At 69.4% G+C, this 22054-nt stretch carries 14 protein-coding genes; 5 read left to right on the plus strand and 9 right to left on the minus strand.

The features are described from left to right. Positions 1-35: 35 nt before the first annotated feature. From mtnA to ACF3M1_RS10450, 8 genes are all read right to left on the minus strand, one after another. Positions 36-1094 carry an S-methyl-5-thioribose-1-phosphate isomerase gene (mtnA, locus tag ACF3M1_RS10415; protein ID WP_394000390.1) on the minus strand — a complete coding sequence of 353 codons (1059 nt, stop codon included), beginning with the start codon at positions 1092-1094 and terminating at the stop codon, positions 36-38. A 115-nt stretch (positions 1095-1209) separates the two neighbouring features. Next, positions 1210-1437: a hypothetical protein gene (locus ACF3M1_RS10420; RefSeq protein ID WP_394000391.1), complete on the minus strand. Its 228-nt coding sequence runs from the start codon at positions 1435-1437 to the stop codon at positions 1210-1212. A gap of 630 nt (positions 1438-2067) precedes the next feature. Continuing rightward, entirely contained in the window at positions 2068-3030 is a 963-nt protein-coding gene (epmA, locus tag ACF3M1_RS10425) for an EF-P lysine aminoacylase EpmA (RefSeq protein ID WP_394005238.1), read from the minus strand. A gap of 11 nt (positions 3031-3041) precedes the next feature. Further along, positions 3042-5546: an NAD-dependent DNA ligase LigA gene (gene ligA / locus ACF3M1_RS10430; RefSeq protein WP_394000392.1), complete on the minus strand. Its 2505-nt coding sequence runs from the start codon at positions 5544-5546 to the stop codon at positions 3042-3044. A gap of 165 nt (positions 5547-5711) precedes the next feature. Further along, on the minus strand, positions 5712-6122 hold the full coding sequence (gene fosX, locus ACF3M1_RS10435; RefSeq protein WP_394000393.1) for a FosX/FosE/FosI family fosfomycin resistance hydrolase: 411 nt from the start codon (positions 6120-6122) through the stop codon (positions 5712-5714). 10 nt (positions 6123-6132) lie between these two features. Then, entirely contained in the window at positions 6133-6879 is a 747-nt protein-coding gene (gene zipA / locus ACF3M1_RS10440; RefSeq protein ID WP_394000395.1) for a cell division protein ZipA, read from the minus strand. A gap of 13 nt (positions 6880-6892) precedes the next feature. After that, positions 6893-10405: a chromosome segregation protein SMC gene (gene smc / locus ACF3M1_RS10445; protein ID WP_394000397.1), complete on the minus strand. Its 3513-nt coding sequence runs from the start codon at positions 10403-10405 to the stop codon at positions 6893-6895. Between the two features lie 290 nt (positions 10406-10695). After that, positions 10696-11790 (minus strand): ABC transporter ATP-binding protein, encoded by a 1095-nt coding sequence (locus tag ACF3M1_RS10450; RefSeq protein WP_394000399.1) that lies wholly within the window; start codon positions 11788-11790, stop codon positions 10696-10698. A gap of 276 nt (positions 11791-12066) precedes the next feature. On the opposite strand from ACF3M1_RS10450, the gene zwf reads away from it, so the two are divergent. The 5 genes from zwf to ACF3M1_RS10475 all read left to right on the plus strand — a co-directional run bounded on the left by zwf (position 12067) and on the right by ACF3M1_RS10475 (position 17915). Further along, entirely contained in the window at positions 12067-13488 is a 1422-nt protein-coding gene (zwf, locus tag ACF3M1_RS10455; protein WP_394000400.1) for a glucose-6-phosphate dehydrogenase, read from the plus strand. Next, the gene (glk, locus tag ACF3M1_RS10460; RefSeq protein ID WP_394000402.1) at positions 13485-14489 is read left to right on the plus strand and encodes a glucokinase; all 1005 of its coding nucleotides are present in this window, start codon (positions 13485-13487) and stop codon (positions 14487-14489) included. Before zwf ends, glk begins: the two co-directional genes overlap by 4 nt. 56 nt (positions 14490-14545) lie before the next feature. After that, on the plus strand, positions 14546-15238 hold the full coding sequence (gene pgl / locus ACF3M1_RS10465; RefSeq protein ID WP_394000404.1) for a 6-phosphogluconolactonase: 693 nt from the start codon (positions 14546-14548) through the stop codon (positions 15236-15238). 84 nt (positions 15239-15322) lie between these two features. Further along, on the plus strand, positions 15323-17239 hold the full coding sequence (edd, locus tag ACF3M1_RS10470) for a phosphogluconate dehydratase (protein WP_394000406.1): 1917 nt from the start codon (positions 15323-15325) through the stop codon (positions 17237-17239). A gap of 4 nt (positions 17240-17243) precedes the next feature. Further along, complete coding sequence (locus ACF3M1_RS10475) at positions 17244-17915, plus strand: bifunctional 4-hydroxy-2-oxoglutarate aldolase/2-dehydro-3-deoxy-phosphogluconate aldolase (protein ID WP_394000408.1); 672 nt, start codon at positions 17244-17246, stop codon at positions 17913-17915. A gap of 830 nt (positions 17916-18745) precedes the next feature. Here ACF3M1_RS10475 and ACF3M1_RS10480 read toward each other — a convergent pair. Next, positions 18746-21997, minus strand: coding sequence for a discoidin domain-containing protein (locus tag ACF3M1_RS10480; protein ID WP_394000410.1), 3252 nt, complete (start codon positions 21995-21997; stop codon positions 18746-18748). Positions 21998-22054: the final 57 nt, after the last annotated feature.

Genomic DNA, 22054 nt, shown 5'->3' on the forward strand with positions numbered 1-22054 from the left:
CGACCAACGAGGCCGCGAGGCCCCCGGACCGCGTCTCAGCCGAAGACGGCGCGCATCGCGTCGGTCGTCGGGTGTTCGACCACGCCGCGTTCGGTCACGATCGCATCGATCAGCTCGCCCGGCGTGACGTCGAACACCGGATTCCAGGCCTGGATGCCGTCGGCGACGGTGCGGTGGCCGCCGACACCGAACAGCTCACCCGGATCGCGCTGCTCGATCTCGATCAGATCGCCCGACGCGGTGTCCATGTCGACGGTCGACGACGGCGCGACGACCATGAACTTGACGCCGTGATGGCGCGCGGCGATCGCCAGCTGGTAGGTGCCGATCTTGTTCGCGGTATCGCCATTCGCGCAGATGCGATCGGCGCCGACGACGATCCACTGCACGGCGCCGGTCTTCATCAGGTGCGCGGCCGCCGAATCGGCGATCAGCGTCGCGTCGATGCCGTCCTGCTGCAGCTCCCAGACCGTCAGACGCGCGCCCTGCAGCCAGGGCCGCGTCTCGCCCGCGAACACCTTGCCGATGCGCCCCTGGGCCATGCCCGCACGGATCACGCCCAGGGCGGTGCCGAAGCCCGCCGTCGCCAGCGAGCCGGTGTTGCAGTGGGTCAGCACCCCGCTGCCGGGCGCGATGAGGTCCGCGCCGAGCGCGCCCATGTGACGGTTGGCGGCGAGGTCCTCTTCCGCGATCGCCTGCGCCTCGCGCGCCAGTACATCGCGCCAATCGGCGCCCGATGTCGCCAGCACACGCCGCATGCGCGCCAGCGCCCAGGCCAGATTCACCGCGGTCGGCCGCGCGGCATTGAGCCGCTGCAGCGCAGGCTCCAGCTTCATCAGCGCCGCCTCGCCATCATCGGCCTCGATATCGCGCGCGCCCAGCACCGCCCCCCACGCCGCCGCGATGCCGATCGCCGGCGCCCCGCGCACGGTCAGGTCGTGGATGGCCTGCGCGACGTCGTCACTGGTGGCGCAGGACACGTGTTCCACGACGAACGGCAATTTGCGCTGGTCCAGCAATTCGAGCGTGTCGCCGGTCCAGAGGATCGGGCGGATGTGGTCGTAGCGGTCGAAGTCGAAGGGGGATGTGGTCATGGGCGCATTGTAAATCGGGGATGTTGGATTGCTGTGGGCGCTGCGGCTACAGCTCCAGCTCCAGCTCCAGCTCTGGCTGTGGCTGTGGCTGTGGCTCTGTCTTTAGTCTTTGTCTTTAGTCTTTGTCTTTGTCTTTGTCTTTGTCTTTGGTTTTGGTTTTGGCTTCGGCCTTAGCCTTGGCCTTGGCTTTGGCTTTGGCTTTGGCTTTGGCTTTGGCTTTGGCTTTGGCTTTGGCTTTGGCTTTGGCTGTGGCTGTGGCTGTGGCTGTGGCTGTGGCTGTGGCTGTGGCTGTGGCTGTGGCTGTCAGCCTTTGATCTTTCGAGCCGTAAAGCGAGCCGAGCACCGGAGCCTGGCGTGGCCGAAGAGCAGCCCATGTCTGAGCGAAGCGAGTTTGGGCTGCGTGCCGCGTCAGGCGAGGAGCACAGGGGACCGGCGCGGCGCAGCCGCGTCGGCTCGCGTCCGGCGATGGCGGTTTTGCTTACTTTTGACAAGACAAAAGTAAGCCGCGCGAACAGCGCGGAAGCTCTGTTCTTCGCGCCCAGCGTGCCTCCTAGGGGAAAAACAAATAAGGCAAGTGCACGGCTTTCGCCCGCTACGCGTGCGAGTCCCTTTTGGATGGACCCAAAAGGAACCAAAAGGTCCCTTCGCCGGACGCGAGCCGATGCGATGAAGCCGCATCGGTCCCCTCCGCTCCTCGCCTGACGCGGCACGCAGCCCAAACTCGCTTCGCTCAGACATGGGCTGCTCTTCGGCCGCGCCAGGCTCCGGTGCTCGGCTCGCTCTACGGCTCGATTCAAGTCAAAAACTGAAAGCCAGAGCGAAAGCCAGCGCCGAAGCCGAAGCCGAAGCCGAAGCCGAAGCCGAGAAGCCAGATCAGTATCGAGTGGATGCCCCACGCAGCAGGCGTGCGTCTGTTGAATCCCCGGGATGACGACACTCGATTCCCCGACGCTAAACGCACTCCCGCGCGCGCCTAAGCCCGGGCAAAGTCGAATGCGATCACATCGGCAATCCGCCCCGTCCCCAGCATCGCCATCATCAGGCGATCAACCCCCAGCGCCACACCCGCGCAATCCGGGAATCCAGAATCCAGCGCCGCCAGCAAAGCCTCGTCGATCGCCGGGAACGTATCACCGCGCGACGCACGCACCGCATGATCCCGCTCGAAACGTGCGCGCTGCTCCTCGCCATCCGCAAGCTCGTGATAGCCGTTGGCGAGTTCCAGTGCGCCGAGATACAGCTCGAAGCGCTCGGCCACCAGCACGCCGTCCCGCTCGGCGATGCGCGCGAGCATGCATTGCGAGGCCGGGTAATCGTGGACGACGAGGATCCGGTCGGCGGGATTCGCCGGCTGGATGCGGTGCGTCATCAGCAGGTCCAGCCAGTCGTCGCGGGTCAGGCCTTCCGGATCGATCTGCACGTCGCCGAGCGCCGCCTGCAGTTCGGCGTCGGCGGCCGTCATCGGATCGAGGCCCAGCACATCGAGATACAGGGCGCGATACGTCGTTTGCACCACGTCGGCGCGCCGGTCCACCAGCGCGAGCGCGCCCTGCACCAGGGCGACGGTCTCGTCGGCGAGCTGATACTGGTCCCAGCAGACGCGATACCACTCGAGCATCGTGAACTCGGGATTGTGGCGACCGCCGGCTTCGCCGTCGCGGAACACGCGGCCGAGTTCGTAGCAGTCGCCGAAGCCGGCGGCGAGAAGGCGTTTGAGCGGGAACTCGGGCGAGGTGCGCAGCCAGCGCGTGCGTGGGCCGGCGGAGACGTGGCCGCTGAACCCGGTTTTGAAGCTGGCGACGTTCGGGTCGGTGTTGCCGGCCTGCGAGAGCATCGGCGTCTCGACTTCCTGCACGCCGCGCTCGGCGAAGAAGCCGCGCAGCACGGTATTGAGGCGCGCGCGCAGGCGCAGGGTGTCGAAGCTCGCAGAGGGCAGCATCGAGGGACTCACGCCTGCGACGCGAGGAATGCGAGCAACGCCGCCTCGTCCCAGATCTCGATACCGAGTTCCTGCGCCTTCGTCAGCTTCGAGCCCGCGGCTTCACCGGCGACGACCAGCGACGTTTTCTTCGACACGCTGCCGGCTATCTTCGCGCCCAGCGCTTCGAGTCGTTCGCCCGCCTCGTCACGGGTCATCGCCTCCAGGCTGCCGGTCAGCACGACCGTCTTGCCGTCGAGCGGACCGGATGCTTTCACGACGTTCGCGGGTGCCGCATCGAGCAGGCGGCGCATCGCAGCGTCGTTCGCGCGCAGCGCGGCCAGCGCGTCCGCATCGGCGAGAAAGGCCGCGAGATTGTCCGCGCCTGCGCTCGACAGGCCAGCGCCGGTCCAGCCGCTCGCATTCGCACGCAGCAGCGCATCGAGCGTGCCGTAGGTCTCCGCCAGCCGCTCGGCGCTCTTGCCGCCCAGCTTGTCGACCGGCAGCGTCGACAGAAGATGGGCGAGCCCGAGACGCTCACGCAGCGCGGCCGATGGCGCGGCCTCGTCGCTGAAGGTGATGCCCGCTGCCAGCAACGCGTCGACGACCTCGACGTTGCCGGGCTGTTCGAAGAACGTCGCGATCGAACGCGCGACTTCGCCGCCGATGTCGGGCAGCGCCTGCAGCAGCACGGCCGGCGTCGTACGCACGAAGTCGAGCGCGCCCAGCCACTGTGCGAGCGACTTGGCCGTGGTCTCACCCAGATGCGGAATGCCGAGCGCGAACAGGAAGCGCGGCAGCGTAGTGCTGCGGCTGGCGGCGATGCCGGTGACGAGATTCTCGGCCCATTTCGTCGCGAGCTTGCCGCCGGTCTCGACCGTCAGATGCGCGCGCAGGAACGCGGCGTCCTTCCACACCGGCGACTCCTGCGCCAGCACCCGTTCGCCCTCCGCATCGAGCGCCAGGGCACCCTTGGTGTCGGTGATCGCCTGGGCGAAATCCGCCGCCGTCGCGGCATCGAGCGCGGTCTTCATGCGCACCAGATCCTCGACCGTCAGCGCGAACAGGTCCGCCGGCGAATGCACGAAACCGAACTCGACCAGCGCTTCGGCCTGCTTGTCACCGAGGCCTTCGATATCCATCGCGCGCCGCGACGCGAAATGCCGCACGGCTTCCTTGCGCTGCGCGGAGCACGTCAAACCACCCGTGCAGCGCCAGGCCGACGCGCCCTCCTCGCGCACCAGCTCCGAACCGCAGACCGGGCACGTGGCGGGCATCGTCCATTCGACGGTGCCCGCAGGGCGCTTGTCGTCGATCACGCGCACGATCTCGGGAATCACGTCGCCCGCGCGGCGCACGATCACCGTGTCGCTTTCGCGCACGTCGAGGCGGCGGATCTGGTCCTCGTTGTGCAGCGTGGCGTTGGTGACCGTGACGCCAGCGACCTGCACCGGCTCCAGCCGCGCGACCGGCGTGACTGCACCGGTGCGGCCGACCTGCACCTCGATCGCGCGCAGCACCGTCGACTGTTCCTGTGCCGGGAACTTGTGCGCCAGCGCCCAGCGCGGTGCGCGCGAGACGAAGCCCATCGTCGCCTGCTGATCGAAGTCGTCGAGCTTGTAGACCACGCCGTCGATGTCGTACGGCAGCGTGTCGCGGGCCGCACCGATGCGCCGGAAATAGGCGATCAGGCCCTCGAAGCCGGTCGCGGTATCGGCTTCGGGCGCGACGGGAAACCCGAACTCACGCAGCATTGCCAGGGTCTCGGAATGCGTTTCCGGCAGTTCGAGCCCGCGGACCTCGCCGATGGAATACGCGAAGAACGCGAGCGGCCGGCGGCGCGTCACCGCGGGGTCCAGCTGGCGCAGCGAACCGGCTGCGCCGTTGCGCGGATTGGCCAGCAGCTTTTCGTTGCTGTCGAGCGCCTTCGCGTTCCAGGCCTCGAACGCCTTGCGCGGCATGTAGATCTCGCCGCGCACTTCCAGCACGGCCGGGGGCGGCGTGCCGCTGTCGCGCAGCTTCAACGGCACCGCGCGCACCTGGCGCAGGTTCGCGGTGACGTTCTCACCGGTCGCGCCGTCGCCGCGGGTGGCGCCCTGCACGAACAGGCCCTCCTCGTAGCGCAGGCTGATCGCCAGGCCGTCGAGCTTGGGTTCGACCGAGAACACCGGCGCGTCGATCTCGAGCTTCTGCTCGATGCGGCGTTCGAAATCGGCGACCTCGGCATAGCGCGTGCGGTCGTCCGCGTCGTCGGCGACGCCGGCGCTCTCGAAGGCGTTGGCCAGCGACAGCATCGGAATCGCGTGGGTGACTTCGGGGAAGCCGCCGTCCGGCCGCGTGCCGACGGTGCGCGTCGGCGAATCGTCGCTGGCGAGCTCGGGGTGCGCGGTTTCCAGCGCCTCGAGTTCGCGCAGCAATGCATCGTAGTCCGCGTCCGGGATCGACGGATCGTCGAGTACGTAATAGCGGTGATTGGCGTCTTCGATCAGCGTACGCAATTCGGCGACGCGCTCGGCAGGAGATGGAGTCGGCATGGGGGAATTGTAGGCTGCCGGGCTGCCGTTGCAGGTGCGCGCCGGGGCGTGGCGGACGCGGTGTCTGCCGACCTGCACGCAGCCCGTTAGGAGCACGCTGGCGCGCGATGGGACGTTTACCGTGAACGCCCCATCGCGCGCGAGCGCGCTCCTACGGATGCCCGCCTAAGAGGCGGCTGCGTAGGCGGCCAGCCGCGATGCCAGCGTGCCGGCGTGCAGTTCGAACAGGTGGTTGTCGAAATCGTGGAAGTACAGCGACTCGCCCTCGCCTTCGATCCGTGGCCTCGGCGGGCGGATGTCGACACCGAGCCGCTCGAGCCGCGTGCGGTAGCCGGGCAGATCTCCGGCGGCCACCTGGAACGCGACATGGCGGTAGCTGCGCTCGGCGGGCGGCTCGCCCTCCATCGTCGCGATCCACACGCCGCCGAGTTCGAAGAACTTCTCGCGTGACAGCGAGTGCGGCCGGGTACCGCTGTCGTAGACCTCGCGGGCGCCGAGCCCTTCGACGAGCAGGCGCGCGGTGCGCTCGAGATCGCGCACCAGGAAGGTCAGGTGGCTGATGCCGCAGATCGACATCGCGCCGGACTCACCAGCGCGGGCTTCGGGTCACCGGTGGCACGTCGTGCTCGCGGTCCCAGCTGCGCAGTTCATCGCGCAGGCCGGCAATGCGCTGGCGGCCCAGCGCGTTGCGCTGTTCGTCGAGCAGCACGCCGTCGAGCAGTTCGGCCATGCGCTCGGCGGTCGGCAGCATCGCGTCCCAGGCATCGAGCGCGCGCACCGGCGCCGGCAGGGTCAGGAAGAACGCGATCGCCGGCGTTTCCAGGGTCTGGATCTCGGCCATCTCGAAGCTGCCGGGGCTGCGGATGTTGGCGACGCTGAAGATCGGGCCGCGCTCGGGATGATTGTCGACGAGGCGGTGGAAGACGTTCATGTGGCCGTAGGTCAGGCCGGTCTTTTCCGCGGCGACCACGATGTCCGGGCCGCGCAGCACGTTGCCGGCGCGTGCGGCGATGTAGAGGGTCACGATCTTGTCGAAATCGTCGGTGCTGCGCTTGCCGAGCTCGCTGTTGGGCGAGACGCTGCCGACGGTCTGGTCGAGCAGATCCATCTCCGCCTGCATGTCCGGGCCGTCGCCGGCCTCGCGCGCGACGCCGGCCTCGCCCAGATCCTGCTCCAGCTGCGCGCCGAGGGTCGGCTCGACGCGGGCGTCGTCGTCGCTGACGACGCGCCGGCCCTGCCCGCTGCGCGGCCGCGTCCCGAAGTACAGGATCGCCCCCAGCAGCAGGATACCGGCGACGGCAATCGCGATCCGCAGCATCGACTCGTCAGACATTCGGGGTGTTCTCCTAGGCGGCGCCGGCCAGACGCGTGGCTTCGGCAAGATCGACAGACACCAGACGGCTCACGCCCGGCTCGCGCATGGTAACGCCGCTGAGCTGGGATGCGGCCTCCATCGTCGCCTTGTTGTGGCTGACGAACAGGAACTGCACCTGCTCGCTCATCTCGCGCACCATCGCGGTGAAGCGGCCGACGTTGGCTTCGTCGAGCGGCGCGTCGACCTCGTCGAGCAGGCAGAACGGCGCCGGATTGAGCTGGAAGATCGAGAACACCAGCGCGACCGCAGTCATCGCCTTCTCACCGCCGGACAGCAGCGAGATGTTGGACACGCGCTTGCCCGGCGGGCGCGCCATGATCGCCACGCCGGTATCGAGCAGGTCTTCGCCGGTGAGTTCGAGATAGGCATGGCCGCCGCCGAACAGGCGCGGATACAGCGCCTGCACGCCGGCGTTGACCTTGTCGAAGGTGTCCTTGAAGCGGCCGCGGGTCTCGCGGTCGATCTTGCGGATCGCTTCTTCCAGCGTGTCCAGCGCCGAGGTGAGATCCGCGTCCTGCGAATCCAGATAGTCCTTGCGCTGCGCGGCTTCGGCGTGTTCGGCGATCGCGGCCAGGTTCACCGGCTCCAGACGGCGCAGGCGCGCGTCGAAGTCGGCGACCATCTTTTCCCACGCCGGCGCATTGGCCGCGTCGTCGAGGCCGTTGAGCACCTCCTCGATGACGAAGCCGCCCTCGACGACCGATGCGGCCAGCTGATCGGCGGCGATCACCAGGGCCTGCTGGTCGAGCCGGCGCTGGGCAATCGCCTCGCGCTGCTGCAGCGCCTGGGCGTCGCGCTGCTGGCGTACCTGTTCGAACGTGCGCAGTTCGTTGTCGATGCCTTCCACGGCCGAGCGCGCCTCGGCCAGCGCGCGCTCGGTGCGCACGCGTTCGTCGAGCGTGACCTGGCGCTGCTGCTCCAGCGTGTCGACGGGCGAATCGCCCGTCGCCAGCTGCGCCGACAGTTCGCCCAGGCGGCTGTCGATCTGGCCACGCTGGCCGCCCATGCGCGCGAGCGCCTGGGTCAGCGAGGTGATCTGGGCACGCTGGGATTCGATCGTCAGCGCGAGAGCGTGCGCGGTATCGCGTGATTCGCGTGCGGCTGCGCGGACCTGATCGCGGGCCTCGACGAGGCCGCGACGCTCGGCTTCGAGCGCGGCGCGCGCAGCTTCGAGATCACCCATCCGCTCGACGGCGTCTTCCAGGCGGCTACGCGCGTCGCGTGCCTGCTGGGCGGCGGTGTCGAGGGTTTCGTGCAGCTGGGCGAGATCGGTGTCGATGCGCTCGATGCGGGTGCGCGCCGCTTCCACCCGGCCCTGCTGGCTCTGCACCTGGCCGGCGAGTTCGGACACGGCGCGATGGGCACCGTACAGGGCGCGCTGCGCTTCCTCGCGCTGCTGCTCGACGCTGAGCAGCTGTTCCCGGCCCTGCGCGATGCGCGCTTCGAGCGCCTGTTCCTGCGTCTGCAGGGTCGCGATCGTCTCGCGCAGCGACTGGATCTCGCGTTCGCGCAGCAACGCGCCCTGCTTCGCCGCGCCCGAGCGCGACACGCGCACCCAGCCGGCGCCGAGACGCTCGCCGCTGCGGGTGATCACCGAATCGCCATCGCCGAGGCCCGCCTGCAGCGCGCGCGCTTCGGCGAGGGTTTCGGCGACGTGCAGGCGCGCGAGCAGCCGGCGGATCGCCAGCGGCCCCTGCACCCTGGCCGCCAATGAGGTCGGCGCGAAGGCTTCGTTGCCGGTGTCGGCCGACACCAGCGCCAGGCGGCTCTCGCCGAGCTCGCCGAGCGCATCGACGAGGTTGGCCGGCACGCCGTCGCCGTCGACCAGCACGCCTTCGATCAACTGGCCGAGCGCGCTTTCGACCGCGAACTCCCAGCCCGATTCCACGCGCAGGCGCTCGCCGACGCGCGCCGCTGAATCCAGCCCGCGCTGGCGCAGCCACTCGACCGCCGCGCCCTGCTCCTGGCCCAGCGCCGCGTTCTGCAGGGTTTCCAGCGACGACAGCCGGCCGCGGGCCTCCTGCGCCTGCTTGCGGACGACGGACAGTTCTTCCTGCGCGCCGCGCTGCGCGTCCTGCAGCTCGACGGCGGCGGCCTTGCGGGTTTCCAGGTCGTCGCCGAGCGTGTCGAGCGCGGCTTTCTGCTCGTCGTGGCGGATTTGCAGATCGGCGAAGGTCTCGCTCAGCGCTTCCAGGTCGATGCCGGCGCGCTCGGCCTGCAACTGCTCGCGGCGGCGGTCGGCTTCGAGCGACTGCTTGTCCAGGTAATCGACGCGGGTGCGCTCGACATCACCCTCGCGCGCCGCCTCGCTCTGCGTGCGGTTGTGGGTGTCCCAGCGGGTCTGCCAGTCGGCCAGCGCGGTTTCGGCCTCGCGCAGCATGTCCTGGCGCACGGCGTCGTCGTCCTGCAACTGCGCCAGCTGGGGTTCGGCATCGGCGATGCTCTCGTGCAGCAGATCGAGACGCTGCTGGTCCTGGTCGATATGACTGCCGATCTCGGCCAGCTGGGCCTGGGCTTCATCGCGCGCCTTGAGCAGCCGTGCGGAGAGTTCGCGCTGGTGCTGGATCTGCTGCTCGATGCGGGCCAGCGCACCGCTGACCTCGTAGCTTTCGGCCTGGGCGCGGTTCAGCGCCTCGGCGGCCTCGTGCCGGCGCTCGCGTCCGGTTTCGAGTTCGCGTTCGGCCTCGCGCTGCTCGGCGATGATCTGCTGCAGCCGGGTCTCTTCCTGCGACAGCCCCTCGCGCAAGGCCTGCAGCCGCGCGTCCAGCGTGCGCCATTCCAGAGCGCGCCACTCGGCATCACGGATCTTCCGCTCGGCCTGGATCGCGGTGTACTGCTCGGCCTGCTTGGCCTGACGCGCGAGATGCTGCAGCTGCTTGCCGACTTCCTCGCGCAGATCGCCGAGGCGATCGAGGTTTTCGCGGGTGTGACGGATGCGGGTCTCGGTTTCCTTGCGGCGCTCCTTGTACTTGGAGATGCCGGCGGCTTCCTCGAGATAGACGCGCAGCTCCTCGGGCTTGGCGTCGATGACCTGGCTGATCATGCCCTGCTCGATGATCGAGTAGCTGCGCGGACCGAGGCCGGTGCCCAGGAACAGATCGGTGATGTCGCGGCGGCGGCATTTGGTGCCGTTGAGGTAGTAGCCGCTCTGCCCGTCGCGGCTGACCGTGCGCTTGACCGAGATCTCGTTGAACGCGGCGTATTCGCCCTGGATCGTGTGATCGCTGTTGTCGAAGATCAGCTCCACCATCGCCTGCGACACCGGCTTGCGGGCCGTGGAGCCGGCGAAGATCACGTCGGTCAGCGAATCGCCGCGCAGGCGGCTGGCCGAGGATTCGCCCATGACCCAGCGCACGGCATCGATGATGTTCGACTTGCCGCAACCGTTCGGCCCCACCACGCCGGTCATGTTGGTCGGCAGGTGCAACGTGGTCGGATCGACGAAGGATTTGAAACCGGCGAGCTTGATCGTGGACAGGCGCATGCGGGCTTGGGTGGCCTCTTGGCGCCTGTGTGGCGCGTGGATGACGGATCAGAAGTCGCGCGCTACGCGAAGTCCGCATCGCAAGCAATTGATTTCACAAGGATGGCAGACGGTCGGCACACGCAAGTGACCAGTATAACTAGGCACAAGGCGGATGCGGGACGGTCGCCCGCCCCCTTGTAGGAGCGCGCTGGCGCGCGATGGGCTTTCGAGGGATTGCCCGAGCGCTACATGGAACGCGTGGGTGGGCGACCGCGCGCGCCAGCGTGTTCCTGACAGGCGCGGTGTGCTCAAGCCTCCAGAGCGAGCCGCTCACCGGTCTCGATATCGAACGCATGCACACGTCCGGCCGGAATCGTCAGCGGCAGCGTCTCGCCGGGCACCGGCACACGGTCGGGCGGCAGCCGCGCGATCAGCGCGTAGTGGCCCAGGCGCAGGTTGACGAAGACCTCGCTGCCGACCGGCTCCACCACCTCGACCACCGGCGACAGCGCGGCATCGGCGTCGGTTGCGGGCAGTAGGTGTTCGGGACGGATGCCCAGATCGACGGTGCGGCCGTTCCACTCAGCCGGAAACCCCGCGTCGCCGAGCGCGAGCGTGACGCCCTCGCCGGCATCGACGTGCCAGCCGTCCGCGGCCTGCGACAGCGCGCCGCGCACCACGTTCATCGCCGGACTGCCGAGGAACGTCGCGACGAACAGGTTCGCCGGGCGCTCGTACAGCGCCATCGGCGTGTCGATCTGCTGGATCTGTCCGTCCTTGAGCACGACGATGCGCTGACCCAGCGTCATCGCCTCGATCTGGTCGTGGGTGACGTAGATCATGGTCGTGCCCAGCTTGCGGTGCAGCCGCGCGATCTCCACGCGCATGCCGGCGCGCAGCTTGGCATCGAGATTCGACAGCGGCTCGTCGAGCAGGAACACCTGCGGCTGGCGCACCAGGGCGCGGCCCAGGGCGACGCGCTGGCGCTGGCCGCCCGACAGCTGTCCGGGCTTGCGGTCCAGCACCGTGTCGAGTTCGAGCATCGCCGCGGCCTCGGCGACGCGCGCCTTCACCGTGGCCGTGTCCTGGCCGCGCAGCTTCAAGCCGAACGCGAGGTTCTCGGCCACGCTCATGTGCGGGTACAGCGCGTAGCTCTGGAAGACCATCGCGATATCGCGGTCCTTCGGCGCCACGTCGTTGACCACGCGCTCGCCGATGGTCAACGTGCCGTCGCTGATCGCCTCCAGCCCGGCGACCATGCGCAGCAGCGTGGACTTGCCGCAGCCCGAGGGGCCGACGAGCACCAGCAATTCACCATCGGCGACCTCGAACGTCGCACCGGCCACGCCGACGTATCCGTTCGGATACACCTTGCGCACCGCATCGAACCGCACCTTGGCCATGCCTTCTCCCGACTGCCGCGTGGCGTGTGGACGTGCACGCTACCGGCGACCGGGCGCATGCACGCGTGATGCGCTATTCTGCCATGTAACCGTTTTCAGACGCAGCGGCCAAGCGTATGCCGATGGCGTCAGGCCTGCATACGTATGTGGTCGTCGCCCGGGCCCGTTGCGGCGCGCGTCGCGTGCGTGCGACGGCCGTCGGGCATTGCGGTCGAGGTCCATCGCACGACACACTCCGTGATTCCCAATCCTGAACCCGAAGCGAACCCGGCGTCCATGCACGACTCCCTGCTGCTGTTCGGTGCCACTGGTGATCTGGCGCAACGTTATCTCTTCCCGTCGTTGCTGCATCTGCTGCGCGACCGGCTGCTTCCCGAGGATTTCCGCATCATCGCGATCGCGCGCAGCGACCACGATGACGCCAGCTTCCAGGCGTGGCTGCGCGAGCGTCTGGGCGACGACTACGACGCGGCCGTGCTCGACGAGCTGCTGCGCCGTACGCATTACGTCGCCGTCGACCTGTCGGACGCCGATTCGATGGCCGCCACGCTGTCGCGCTTCGCCGACCGCCCGACCGTCAGCTATCTGTCGACGCCGCCGAACCTGTTCGCGTCCGCCTGCCGCGGGCTCAAGGCGGCCGGCCTGCTCGAGGCGCCCTCGCGGCTGGTGCTCGAAAAGCCGATCGGCCACGACCTGGCCAGCGCCCAGGAGATCGATGCGACGCTGAAGGCGGCGCTGAGCGAATCGCAGATCTTCCGCATCGACCATTACCTCGGCAAGGCGCCGGTGCAGAACCTGCTGGCGCTGCGTCTGGGCAACACGCTGTTCGAGGCGGTCTGGGAGCGGCGCTGGATCGAATCGGTCGACATCATCGTCGCCGAGACCGCGGGCGTGGACGGGCGCGAAGGCTATTACGCCGATTACGGCGCGCTGCGCGACATGGTCCAGAACCACATGCTGCAGCTGCTGGCGCTGATCGCGATGGAGCCGCCGGCGGAGATGGACACCGACAGCATCCGCGACGAGAAGCGCAAGGTGCTGCGCGCGCTGCGGCCGATGACCCCGGCCGCCGCCGCGGCCGACAGCGTCCGTGGCCGCTACCGCGACGGCGTCGTCGACGGCCAGGCGGTGCAGGGCTTCAAGCACGGCGGGCGCGACGACGTGGAAACCTTCGTCGGCCTGCGTGCGTGGATCGACAACTGGCGCTGGGCCGGCGTCCCGTTCCGGCTGGTCACCGGCAAGCGCATGCCGTCTCGCACCAGCGAGGTCGTCGTCACCTTCAAGCCGGTCACCCACTGGCTGTTCGGCGCCGACGAGCGCAAGCGCGCGCGGGCCAACCAGCTGCGCGTGCGCCTGCAGCCCGAGGAGACCATCGAGCTGGGCCTGATGGGCAGCCTGGCCGCGTCGGAGTGGAGCGCCAACGAGCTGCAGCCGATGTCGCTGGACCTGGCGATGCTGCCGCCCAAGCGCCGCATCGCCTACGAGCGGCTGATGATCGACGCCCTCAAGGGCGACCAGACGCTGTTCGTGCGCGACGACGAGGTCGAGGCCGCCTGGCGCTTCATCGACAGCGTCAGCGCGGCCTGGCGCGAGGCCGGCACGCCGGTGCGCGACTATCCGGCCGGCAGCTGGGGCCCGACAGAAGCGCAGCCGTTCCTGCCGCGCACGCTGACCACGCACAACGGACGCAAATCGTGAGCACGACGGGGGCGCTTGCGCTGCTCGCCGACATCGGCGGCACCAATGCCCGGTTCGCGCTGGCCGACACCGCCAGCGCCACGCCGTTGCAGCTCGACACCGTGCACGGCTTCTCGGTGGCCGATTTTCCGTCGCTGGGCGAGGCCGCGCAGCATTATCTCGACACCACGGGGCACGGGGGCTCGACGGGGATCCGGCGCGCGGTATTCGCCGTCGCCGGCCGCGTCGACGGCGACGAAGCGCGCATCACCAACCACCCCTGGGTGATCTCGCGTCCGCGCACGCGCCAGCAGCTCGGTCTCGACGATGTCGAGCTGGTCAACGATTTCGCGGCGCAGGCGATGGCGATCCCGCTGCTGCAGCCCGGCGACTACAGCGCTATCGGCGGCGTGCCGTGGTCGGTGCCGGCGCATGCGGATGGCCCGTGCACCTACGCGGTCATCGGCCCGGGCACCGGGCTGGGCGTCGGCGGCCTGGTGATCCGCGACGGCCACCATCATCCGCTCGAGACCGAAGGCGGCCACGTGAGCTTTCCGCCGGGCACGCCGGAGGAGATCCGCATTTTGGAACACCTGTCCTCGCAGTTCGGGCGGGTGTCCAACGAGCGGCTGATCTGCGGCCCGGGGCTGGTCAACATCCATCGCGCGCTCAGCGAGATCGCCGGCGTCGATCCCGGGCCGATGCGACCGGCCGACATCACCGCGGGCGCCGCCGCCGGCGATCCGCGCTGCGGACGCGCGGTCGACGTGTTCTGCGCGGTGTTCGGCGCGATCGCGGGCGATCTGGTGCTCACCCTCGGTGCCTGGGACGGCGTGTTCCTCACCGGCGGGCTGGTGCCGAAGATGCTCGATTCGATCCGCCACTCGGGCTTCCGCCAGCGCTTCGAACACAAGGGCCGCTTCTCGCCGACGATGGGCCAGGTGCCGAGCGTCGCGGTGACCCATCCCCACGCGGGCCTGCTCGGTGCCGCGGCGATCGCGTGCCGCAAGGCAGCCGCATGAGCGCGTCCGGCGCCGTTGCCTTTGGCATCGCAGGCGGAATCGGCGAGGATGCAGGCATGCATCTGCACGCTTATGAATCCGCCACCCAGTGGACCTGGGGCGCCGCGATCGCGATTTCGTCCGCGATCGCCCGCGACCTGCAGCAACGTCCCCGCGCGCGTCTGCTGCTGTCCGGCGGCAAGACACCCGGGCCCGTCTACACCGCGCTGTCGAAGGCGCCGCTGGACTGGGAGAAGGTCGACGTCGCGCTCGTCGACGAGCGCTGGCTGCTGCCCGAAGACCCCGACAGCAACGCGCGCCTGGTGCGCGAGACGCTGATCCAGAACAAGGCGCAGAAGGCGCGGCTCGAAGCGATCACGCGCGCCGGGCGTCCGTTCGACGAAGCGCTGTCCACCGCCAACCTGCACGCCAGGCAGCCCGCGGGCGTGGTCGTGCTGGGCATGGGCGACGACGGCCACACGGCATCGCTGTTTCCCGGCATGCAGGATTTCGACCGGGCGGTCGGCGCGAGTACGCCCTACGTCGGCGTCGATGCCACCGGCTGTCCCGGTGCGGGCCAGTGGCACCGCCGCATCAGTCTCACGCCTGCAGGCCTCGCGCCGGCGCATACCCGCATCCTGCTGATCCGCGGCGAGAAGAAACGCGCGTTGCTCGACCGCCTCGTGGAAAGCGACGACGTCCGCGAGTTGCCCGCGCGTCTCGCCCTGACGGTGCCGGGCGCCCCGCTGCACGTGCACTGGTGCCCGTGATCCGCCTCTGATCGTCCTGCACGTCCTGCACGCGCGGTTCGCGCCGCACGCGCCTTCCCCTTCCCAGTCTCGTTGCCGCCGCCCATGAGCCTCCATCCGATCGTCCAGTCCGTCACCGAGCGCATCCGCCAGCGCAGCGCGGCGTCGCGTCGCGCCTATCTGGACGGCATCGCGCGCATGCGCGACGAAGGTCCGCTGCGCGGCCGCCTGAGCTGCGCCAACCTCGCCCACGGGTTCGCTGCCAGCGGCCCGACCGACAAGCAGCGCCTGCGCGCCGAGCCGACCGCGAACATCGGCATCGTCACCGCGTACAACGACATGCTCTCGGCGCACCAGCCCTACGAGACCTATCCGGAATTCATCCGCGACACGGCCCGCGCGCTCGGCGCCACCGCCCAGGTCGCGGGCGGCGTGCCGGCGATGTGCGACGGCGTCACCCAGGGCCGCGCCGGCATGGAGTTGTCGCTGTTCTCGCGCGACGTCATCGCCCAGTCCACCGCGATCGCGCTGTCGCACGACATGTTCGACAGCAGCGTGTACCTCGGTATCTGCGACAAGATCGTGCCCGGCCTGCTGATCGGCGCCCTCGCCTACGGCCACCTGCCGGCGATCTTCATTCCCGGCGGACCGATGACGCCGGGCATTCCGAACCGCACCAAGGCCGCGGTGCGCGAGCGCTACGCCGCTGGCGAGGCGACACGCGAGGAGTTGCTGGAGGTCGAAGCCCAGTCCTACCACTCGGCCGGCACCTGCACCTTCTACGGCACCGCCAATTCCAACCAGACCATGCTCGAGGCGATGGGCGTGCAGCTGCCGAGCGCGGCCTTCATCAATCCCGGCACGCCGCTGCGCGAGGCGCTGACCCGCGAGGCGGTGTCGCGTGCGGTCGCGATCAGCGCGCTCGGCACCGACTACCGGCCGCTCGGCGAACTGATCGACGAACGCGCGATCGTCAATGCGGTCGCGATGCTGATGGCGACCGGCGGCTCGACCAACCACACGATCCACTGGGTCGCGGTCGCCCGCGCCGCCGGCATCGTGCTGACCTGGGACGACATGGACGCGCTGTCGCAGGCCGTGCCGCTGCTGGCGCGCGTGTATCCCAACGGCGAAGCCGACGTGAACCGCTACCACGCCGCCGGCGGCAACGCGTTCGTGTTCCGCGAACTGATGGACGCCGGCCTGATGCACGATGACCTGACGACGGTCGCCGATGGCGGCATGCGTGCCTACTGCAATGATCCGAAGCTCGATGGCGAACGCCTGGTCTACGTGCCCGGCATCGACCGCAGCGCCGACGACACCGTGCTGCGCCCGGCCTCCGGCCCCTTCGAGGCCCACGGCGGCCTGCGTCTGCTGCGCGGCAACCTCGGCCGCTCGCTGATCAAGCTGTCGGCGGTCAAGCCGGAATTCCGCACCATCGAGGCCCCCGCCGTCGTCGTCGACACGCCACAGGCCCTGAACCGGCTGCACGCGGCCGGTGCGCTGCCGCAGGATTTCGTCGCCGTCGTGCGCTACCAGGGCCCGCGTGCCAACGGCATGCCCGAGCTGCATTCACTGGCGCCGCTGCTGGGCATGCTGCAGAACCAGGGCCGGCGCGTCGCGCTGGTCACCGACGGCCGCCTGTCGGGCGCGTCGGGCAAGATCCCGGCCGCGATCCACGTCACTCCCGAGGCCGCACGCGGCGGGCCGCTCGCGTACCTGCGCGAGGGCGACATCGTGCGCCTCGACGGCGAGGCGGGCACGCTGGAAGCCCTGGTCGACGCCGACGAATGGGCCGCCCGCGAAGCCGCCGCCGATACCGCGCCGGCGCCCACCGACTACGGCCGCAACCTGTTCGGCTTCAACCGCGCGAACGTCTCGCCGGCCGACCAGGGCGCGCTGTCGATCGCCTGCGGCCCAGCCACCACCGACGGCAGCGCGTGGGACTACGATGCCGAATACGATCTCGGCGCCGATGCCGCCGCGCTCGATGCACCGCACGACTCCAAGGACGCCTGATCCGATGACTTCGACTGCTTCCGTGCAGGACCGCCAGGCGCACGCCGCCGACCTCCTGCGCAACGCCGGCGTGCTGCCGGTGATCACGGTCCACACCCTCGACGAAGCGCGCGCGATCGCCGACGCGCTGCTCGAGGGCGGCTTGAACACGCTCGAACTCACACTGCGTACGCCGGTCGCGATCGATGCGCTGGCGATGCTCAAGCGCGAGCGCCCGGACATCGTCATCGGCGCGGGCACCATCCTCAACGCCGAGAACATCCGCGCCTCCACCGATGCCGGCGCCGACTTCCTGGTGACGCCGGGCACGCCGGCCGCGCTTGCCGATGCGCTGGTGGACGCGTCGATTCCGGCCGTGCCGGGCGCGGCCACGCCGACCGAATTCATGGCGCTGCGCGAGCGCGGTTTCCGCAACTGCAAGCTGTTCCCGGCCAGCGCCGTCGGTGGCCTGGCGATGCTCAAGGGTCTCGCCGGGCCGCTGCACGACATGCGCTTCTGCCCCACCGGCGGCATTTCCGAATCGAACGCGGCCGAGTTCCTGGCGCAGCCGAACGTGCTGTGCATCGGTGGCTCGTGGATGCTCGACAAGGCCTGGATCGCCGCCGGCGACTGGGCCCGCGTGCGCGAGACGGCGGCACGTGCGGCGCAGATCGTGCGTGAGGTGCGAACGGCCTGACGCGGACGTTCGGCGACGCTCCATGCGAGACGACGGACGACTACGGCATCGTCGTCCGTCCACACCTGCGTGCGATGCCCGCCTGCCCGCCTGCCCGCCTGCCCGCCTGCCATGATCCCGCGAGACGCCCCCTTGTAGGAGCGCGCTTGCGCGCGATGGGGCGTTCCCGATGACCGCCTTTCGCGCGCGAGCGCGCTCCTACACGGTGTCAGCGCTACACATCGCGTCCATCAGAAGGGCGATGCGACATCGCCTCCTGCGAAAACCGGGCCGGTCGCAGGTGCCCGTCAGCCACGTCTGAAGGTACCCATCGTTCTCACGAGACGCTCCCTCGTAGGAGCGCGCTTGCGCGCGATGGGGCGTTCCCGATGACAGCCTTTGCGCGCTAGCGCGCGCCTACACGGTGCCAGCGTTATGCATCGCGTCCATCAGACAGGCGGCGCGATGTCGCCTCCGACGAAAACCGGGTTGGTCCCGCGATCGTAGGCGACCGTAAGCCGAGTCTAAAGGTACCCTTGGATCCCAAGAGACGCCCCTTGTAGGAGCGCGCTTGCGCGCGATGCGGCGTTCCCGATGACACCCCTCGCGCGCGAGGGCGCTCCTACAGGGCTTGTCTGTCGGACGTCGATGGTGAACCGGGGGCCATCAGGCAGGCGCCGCGGCGTCGCTTCTGGGACGAGCCGGTTCACATCGGACACCTGCAGGCGGCGACTGCCACCACGCCTGCACGCGTGCCGATGGCCGGCCCTCTGCAGAAGCCCGCCCGCGCGCGATGCGGCGTTCCGGAGAACGCCGAACCGCACGCGCGAGCGCGCGCTTCTTCCCCGCCCTCAACCCGCGCCTTCGATCCGCACGCGCGCGCCGGCGCGTTCGATGCGCAGCTCGTTGCCGTTCCACGTCGCCGCACGACCATCGATCGTCGTCGCACCCGGCACGCTGGCATAGGGCCACTGCAGCACCAGCCCACCCGGCGGGAGGCCACTGCCGGCATCGACGTCGAGCAGCAGCGCGCCACCGTCGCGACGCAGGCGGTAGCCCACCGAGCCCTGCGGCGTGCGCATGCCGCGCAACGCGACGCCCTCGCCATCGAGCCATTCGGCCGGCACACCGGCCGCCAGCACCAGGCTGTCGTCGACTTCGCGCACGTAGGCGAACATGTCCAGCGCCGAGCGCACGAAATCCGAGCCCACCCAGGCATGCGGCAGGTCGCCGAGGAAGAACGGCGTACGCGGTGTCGGCGTGACCACCTCGCCCCACTGGTTCCACGCCAGCGGTGCGCGGTGGTCGAAGAACCACTCGCGCACCTCGTTCGCACGCTCGCGCCAGCCCAGGCGCACGAACGCCGCGACGTTGCGCCACTCGTAGGGCGTGTAGTCCTTCCACGGCTCGCGGCCGTCGCGGCGATCGGTGAACTTGGTCCAGTAGCGCTCGAAGGTATTGGTGAGCAGCGGCTCGGGCAGGCGACCCTGCTCGCCGCCGGGCGCCAGCGCGATCGTCGTCGAGGTCGCATCGAAGTCGCCGAGTTCGGCCGCACCCGGCAGGAAGTCGATGTCGTGCAGGTCCGCTGCCGCGCGCAGCGAGGCGTCGAGATCCACGCGGAACTCGTCGCGCGCGGCGGTCATGCGCGCGATGTCACCGGTCTTGCCCAGCGCCTCGGCGACCTCGACCGCGTCCTTGTAGCCGCGCAGCGCCCAGAAGTTATCCCAGTACGAATGCATCGGTTTGGCCGAATAGCCTTCGTGGCTGATCGACGCGGGCATCATGCCGTAGAAGGCGGCGTTGACCGCACGATTTTCCTCGGTGCGCTCGCTGGCGCGCAGCACTTCCATGTATTCAAACGCGCCGAGCACATGCGGCCACATCGCGGCGAGGAACGCGTCGTCATTCGTGTAGCGCCAGTACTCGGCGATGTTGAAGATCAGCTCGCCGTGGCTGTCGTTCTCGGGAACCGGATCGCTGCCGCGATCGTCGACGCAGCACGGCACCATGCCGTTGTCGAACTGGTAGGGCGCGTACCACTCGACGTATTCCTTCACGACTTCCGGCCGGCCCATGCGCAGCAGGCCTTCGGAGATCATCGCGCCGTCACGGATCCAGCTGCGCGCGTAGGACCGTGTGCCCGGCTGCAGACGCGGCCCGATGCGCGAGATCAGCATGTGCGCGAGCGAGGTGCGCAGCGTGTCCGCCAGCGCCTTGCCGGCCTCGGGCACCTCGATACCGACCTCACCCAGCTTCGTGCGCCATTCGCTGGCCACCGCATCCTGCCAGGCCTGCGGGTTCCAGCCCGCCGCCGGCGCATCGCCGGTCATCGGCACCAGCAGGTCGAACTCGCGCGACTGGCCGGGCTCCAGGCGCACGCTGTAGAGCAGCGCGCCGGACGCGAAGGCCTGCGGATCGTCGACCTCGGCCGTCGCCGGCACACGGCCAGCGGCGATGTGCTGGATCTCCATGCCGGCATCGAACGTGGTCGCGAACGCCCCCTGCGCCGGCTCGCGTGCGAACACGCGCGGCGTGCCATCCACGGTGACCCGGTCCGGCGTCACCGACAACGCGCGCAACGGGCTGACCCCGCCGATGATGTTGAGGAACTGGCTCGGCGGATTGACCTGCAGCGGCCGCACCGCGAGCGCGAGCGTGTAGTCGCGTGCCTGCGTGCCGGTGTTCGACAGCCGGTAGCGTGCGACCAGCTGCGAGGTCTCCGGCGTGCCGCGAGCGAAGCCGGTCACGCGCAAGGCCAGCGCATCGTGGCGCCAATTGACGCTGGGGATCGGCAGGTAGTCGTCCTGTAGCGACTGCGTGGCCTCGACATCGGCCCATGTCACCAGCGTGTCGTCGACGCGCACGAAGGGCTCGATCGAGAACCCGCCGGCCGCGACTTCGATCGCACCGTCCTCGCCGATCAGGCCCTGCTGCGTGCCGCCGTCGAGACCGAGGATCGTCCAGTACGGCTGCTCGCCGCTGAAGCCGCGCGGGAACTGGCCACGCGGGCGCTCGGCGGCGACCGCCTTGATGAAGTCGTTGGGATGCTCCGACACGGCGACCGGATGCGCGGCAACTTCGGCCAGTGCGAATCCGTCGCCGGGCCCTTCGCGCAGCTCCAGGCCGATGTATCGCGCTTCCGACTCGGGCAACGACAGCCAGTCGATGCAGCCATTGCCGTCGATGACCGTGCGCACCTCGTGCCACGTCTCGCCGTCGTCCGACAGCGAGACCGCGTACGCCGAAGCCTCCCGACCATCGGCCCACTGCAGGCGCAGGCCGCCGAATTCGCGCACCGAACCGAGGTCCAGCACCAGCGTCTGCGGGGCGACGGCCGTCGTCCATGCGGTGTCCGCATTGCCGTCGGTCGCGTTGGCCACGCCGTCAGGCGTGCTTTCGGACGACGGGACGAGCGTCAACGCCGAGGTATCGTCGGGCGGCAGCGCCTCGAACGTCAGCGTATCGAAACAGACCGAGCCCGCGCCGCCGGCATTGTTGTAGATCGTGAATTCGATCTTCTGGCTCGCACGCAGCGTCTTGTCGGGATCCGGGCCCCAGGCCTTGTCGATGTGTCGGGTGCGATAGCGCACCTGGGTCCAGTCTTCGGGGTAGTCGTACTTCGGCCGGTTCACCCACCAGACGTTGTCGCCGCTGGCGTCGACCAGCTTGAACTGCAGGTCGTTGGCCGGCGACTCGCCGCGCAGCTGAAAACCGAAGCGGAAGTTCTCGGGATATTCGAGTGGCAGCTCGCGCTGGATGCCGACGTGGCCGGACACGCCGTTGAAATCGTAATCCAGGCACAGCGCCGGGCCGTCGACGCCGTCGACCGCACGCAGTGCGCCGCTGACCTGGTTGGAGGTGACCACCTGCCACAGCGACGGATCGTCGAAGCCGTCGAGAACGCGGACGCCCTCGCCCGCCGACGCGGCGCCGTCACCCGTCGGCGTGGGCGAGACGGTGCAGGCGGCCAGCGTGCCGACGAGCGCGGCAATGCCGGCGAGGCGCGCGAGACGGGGACGGTCGGGCGACGCGGCGGCGTCACCAGCCAGCGTCATGTCGGGTTCGGCAGGCGCGCGCGTGGCGCGGGTGTCGAGAATCTTCATGCGGGGCGTTGGCTCCTTGGTTCGATTCTGGATTTCTGTAGGAGCGCGCTCGCGCGC

Source organism: Luteimonas sp. WGS1318, from assembly GCF_043187535.1.
In the GTDB taxonomy this organism is placed as follows: Bacteria; Pseudomonadota; Gammaproteobacteria; order Xanthomonadales; family Xanthomonadaceae; genus Luteimonas.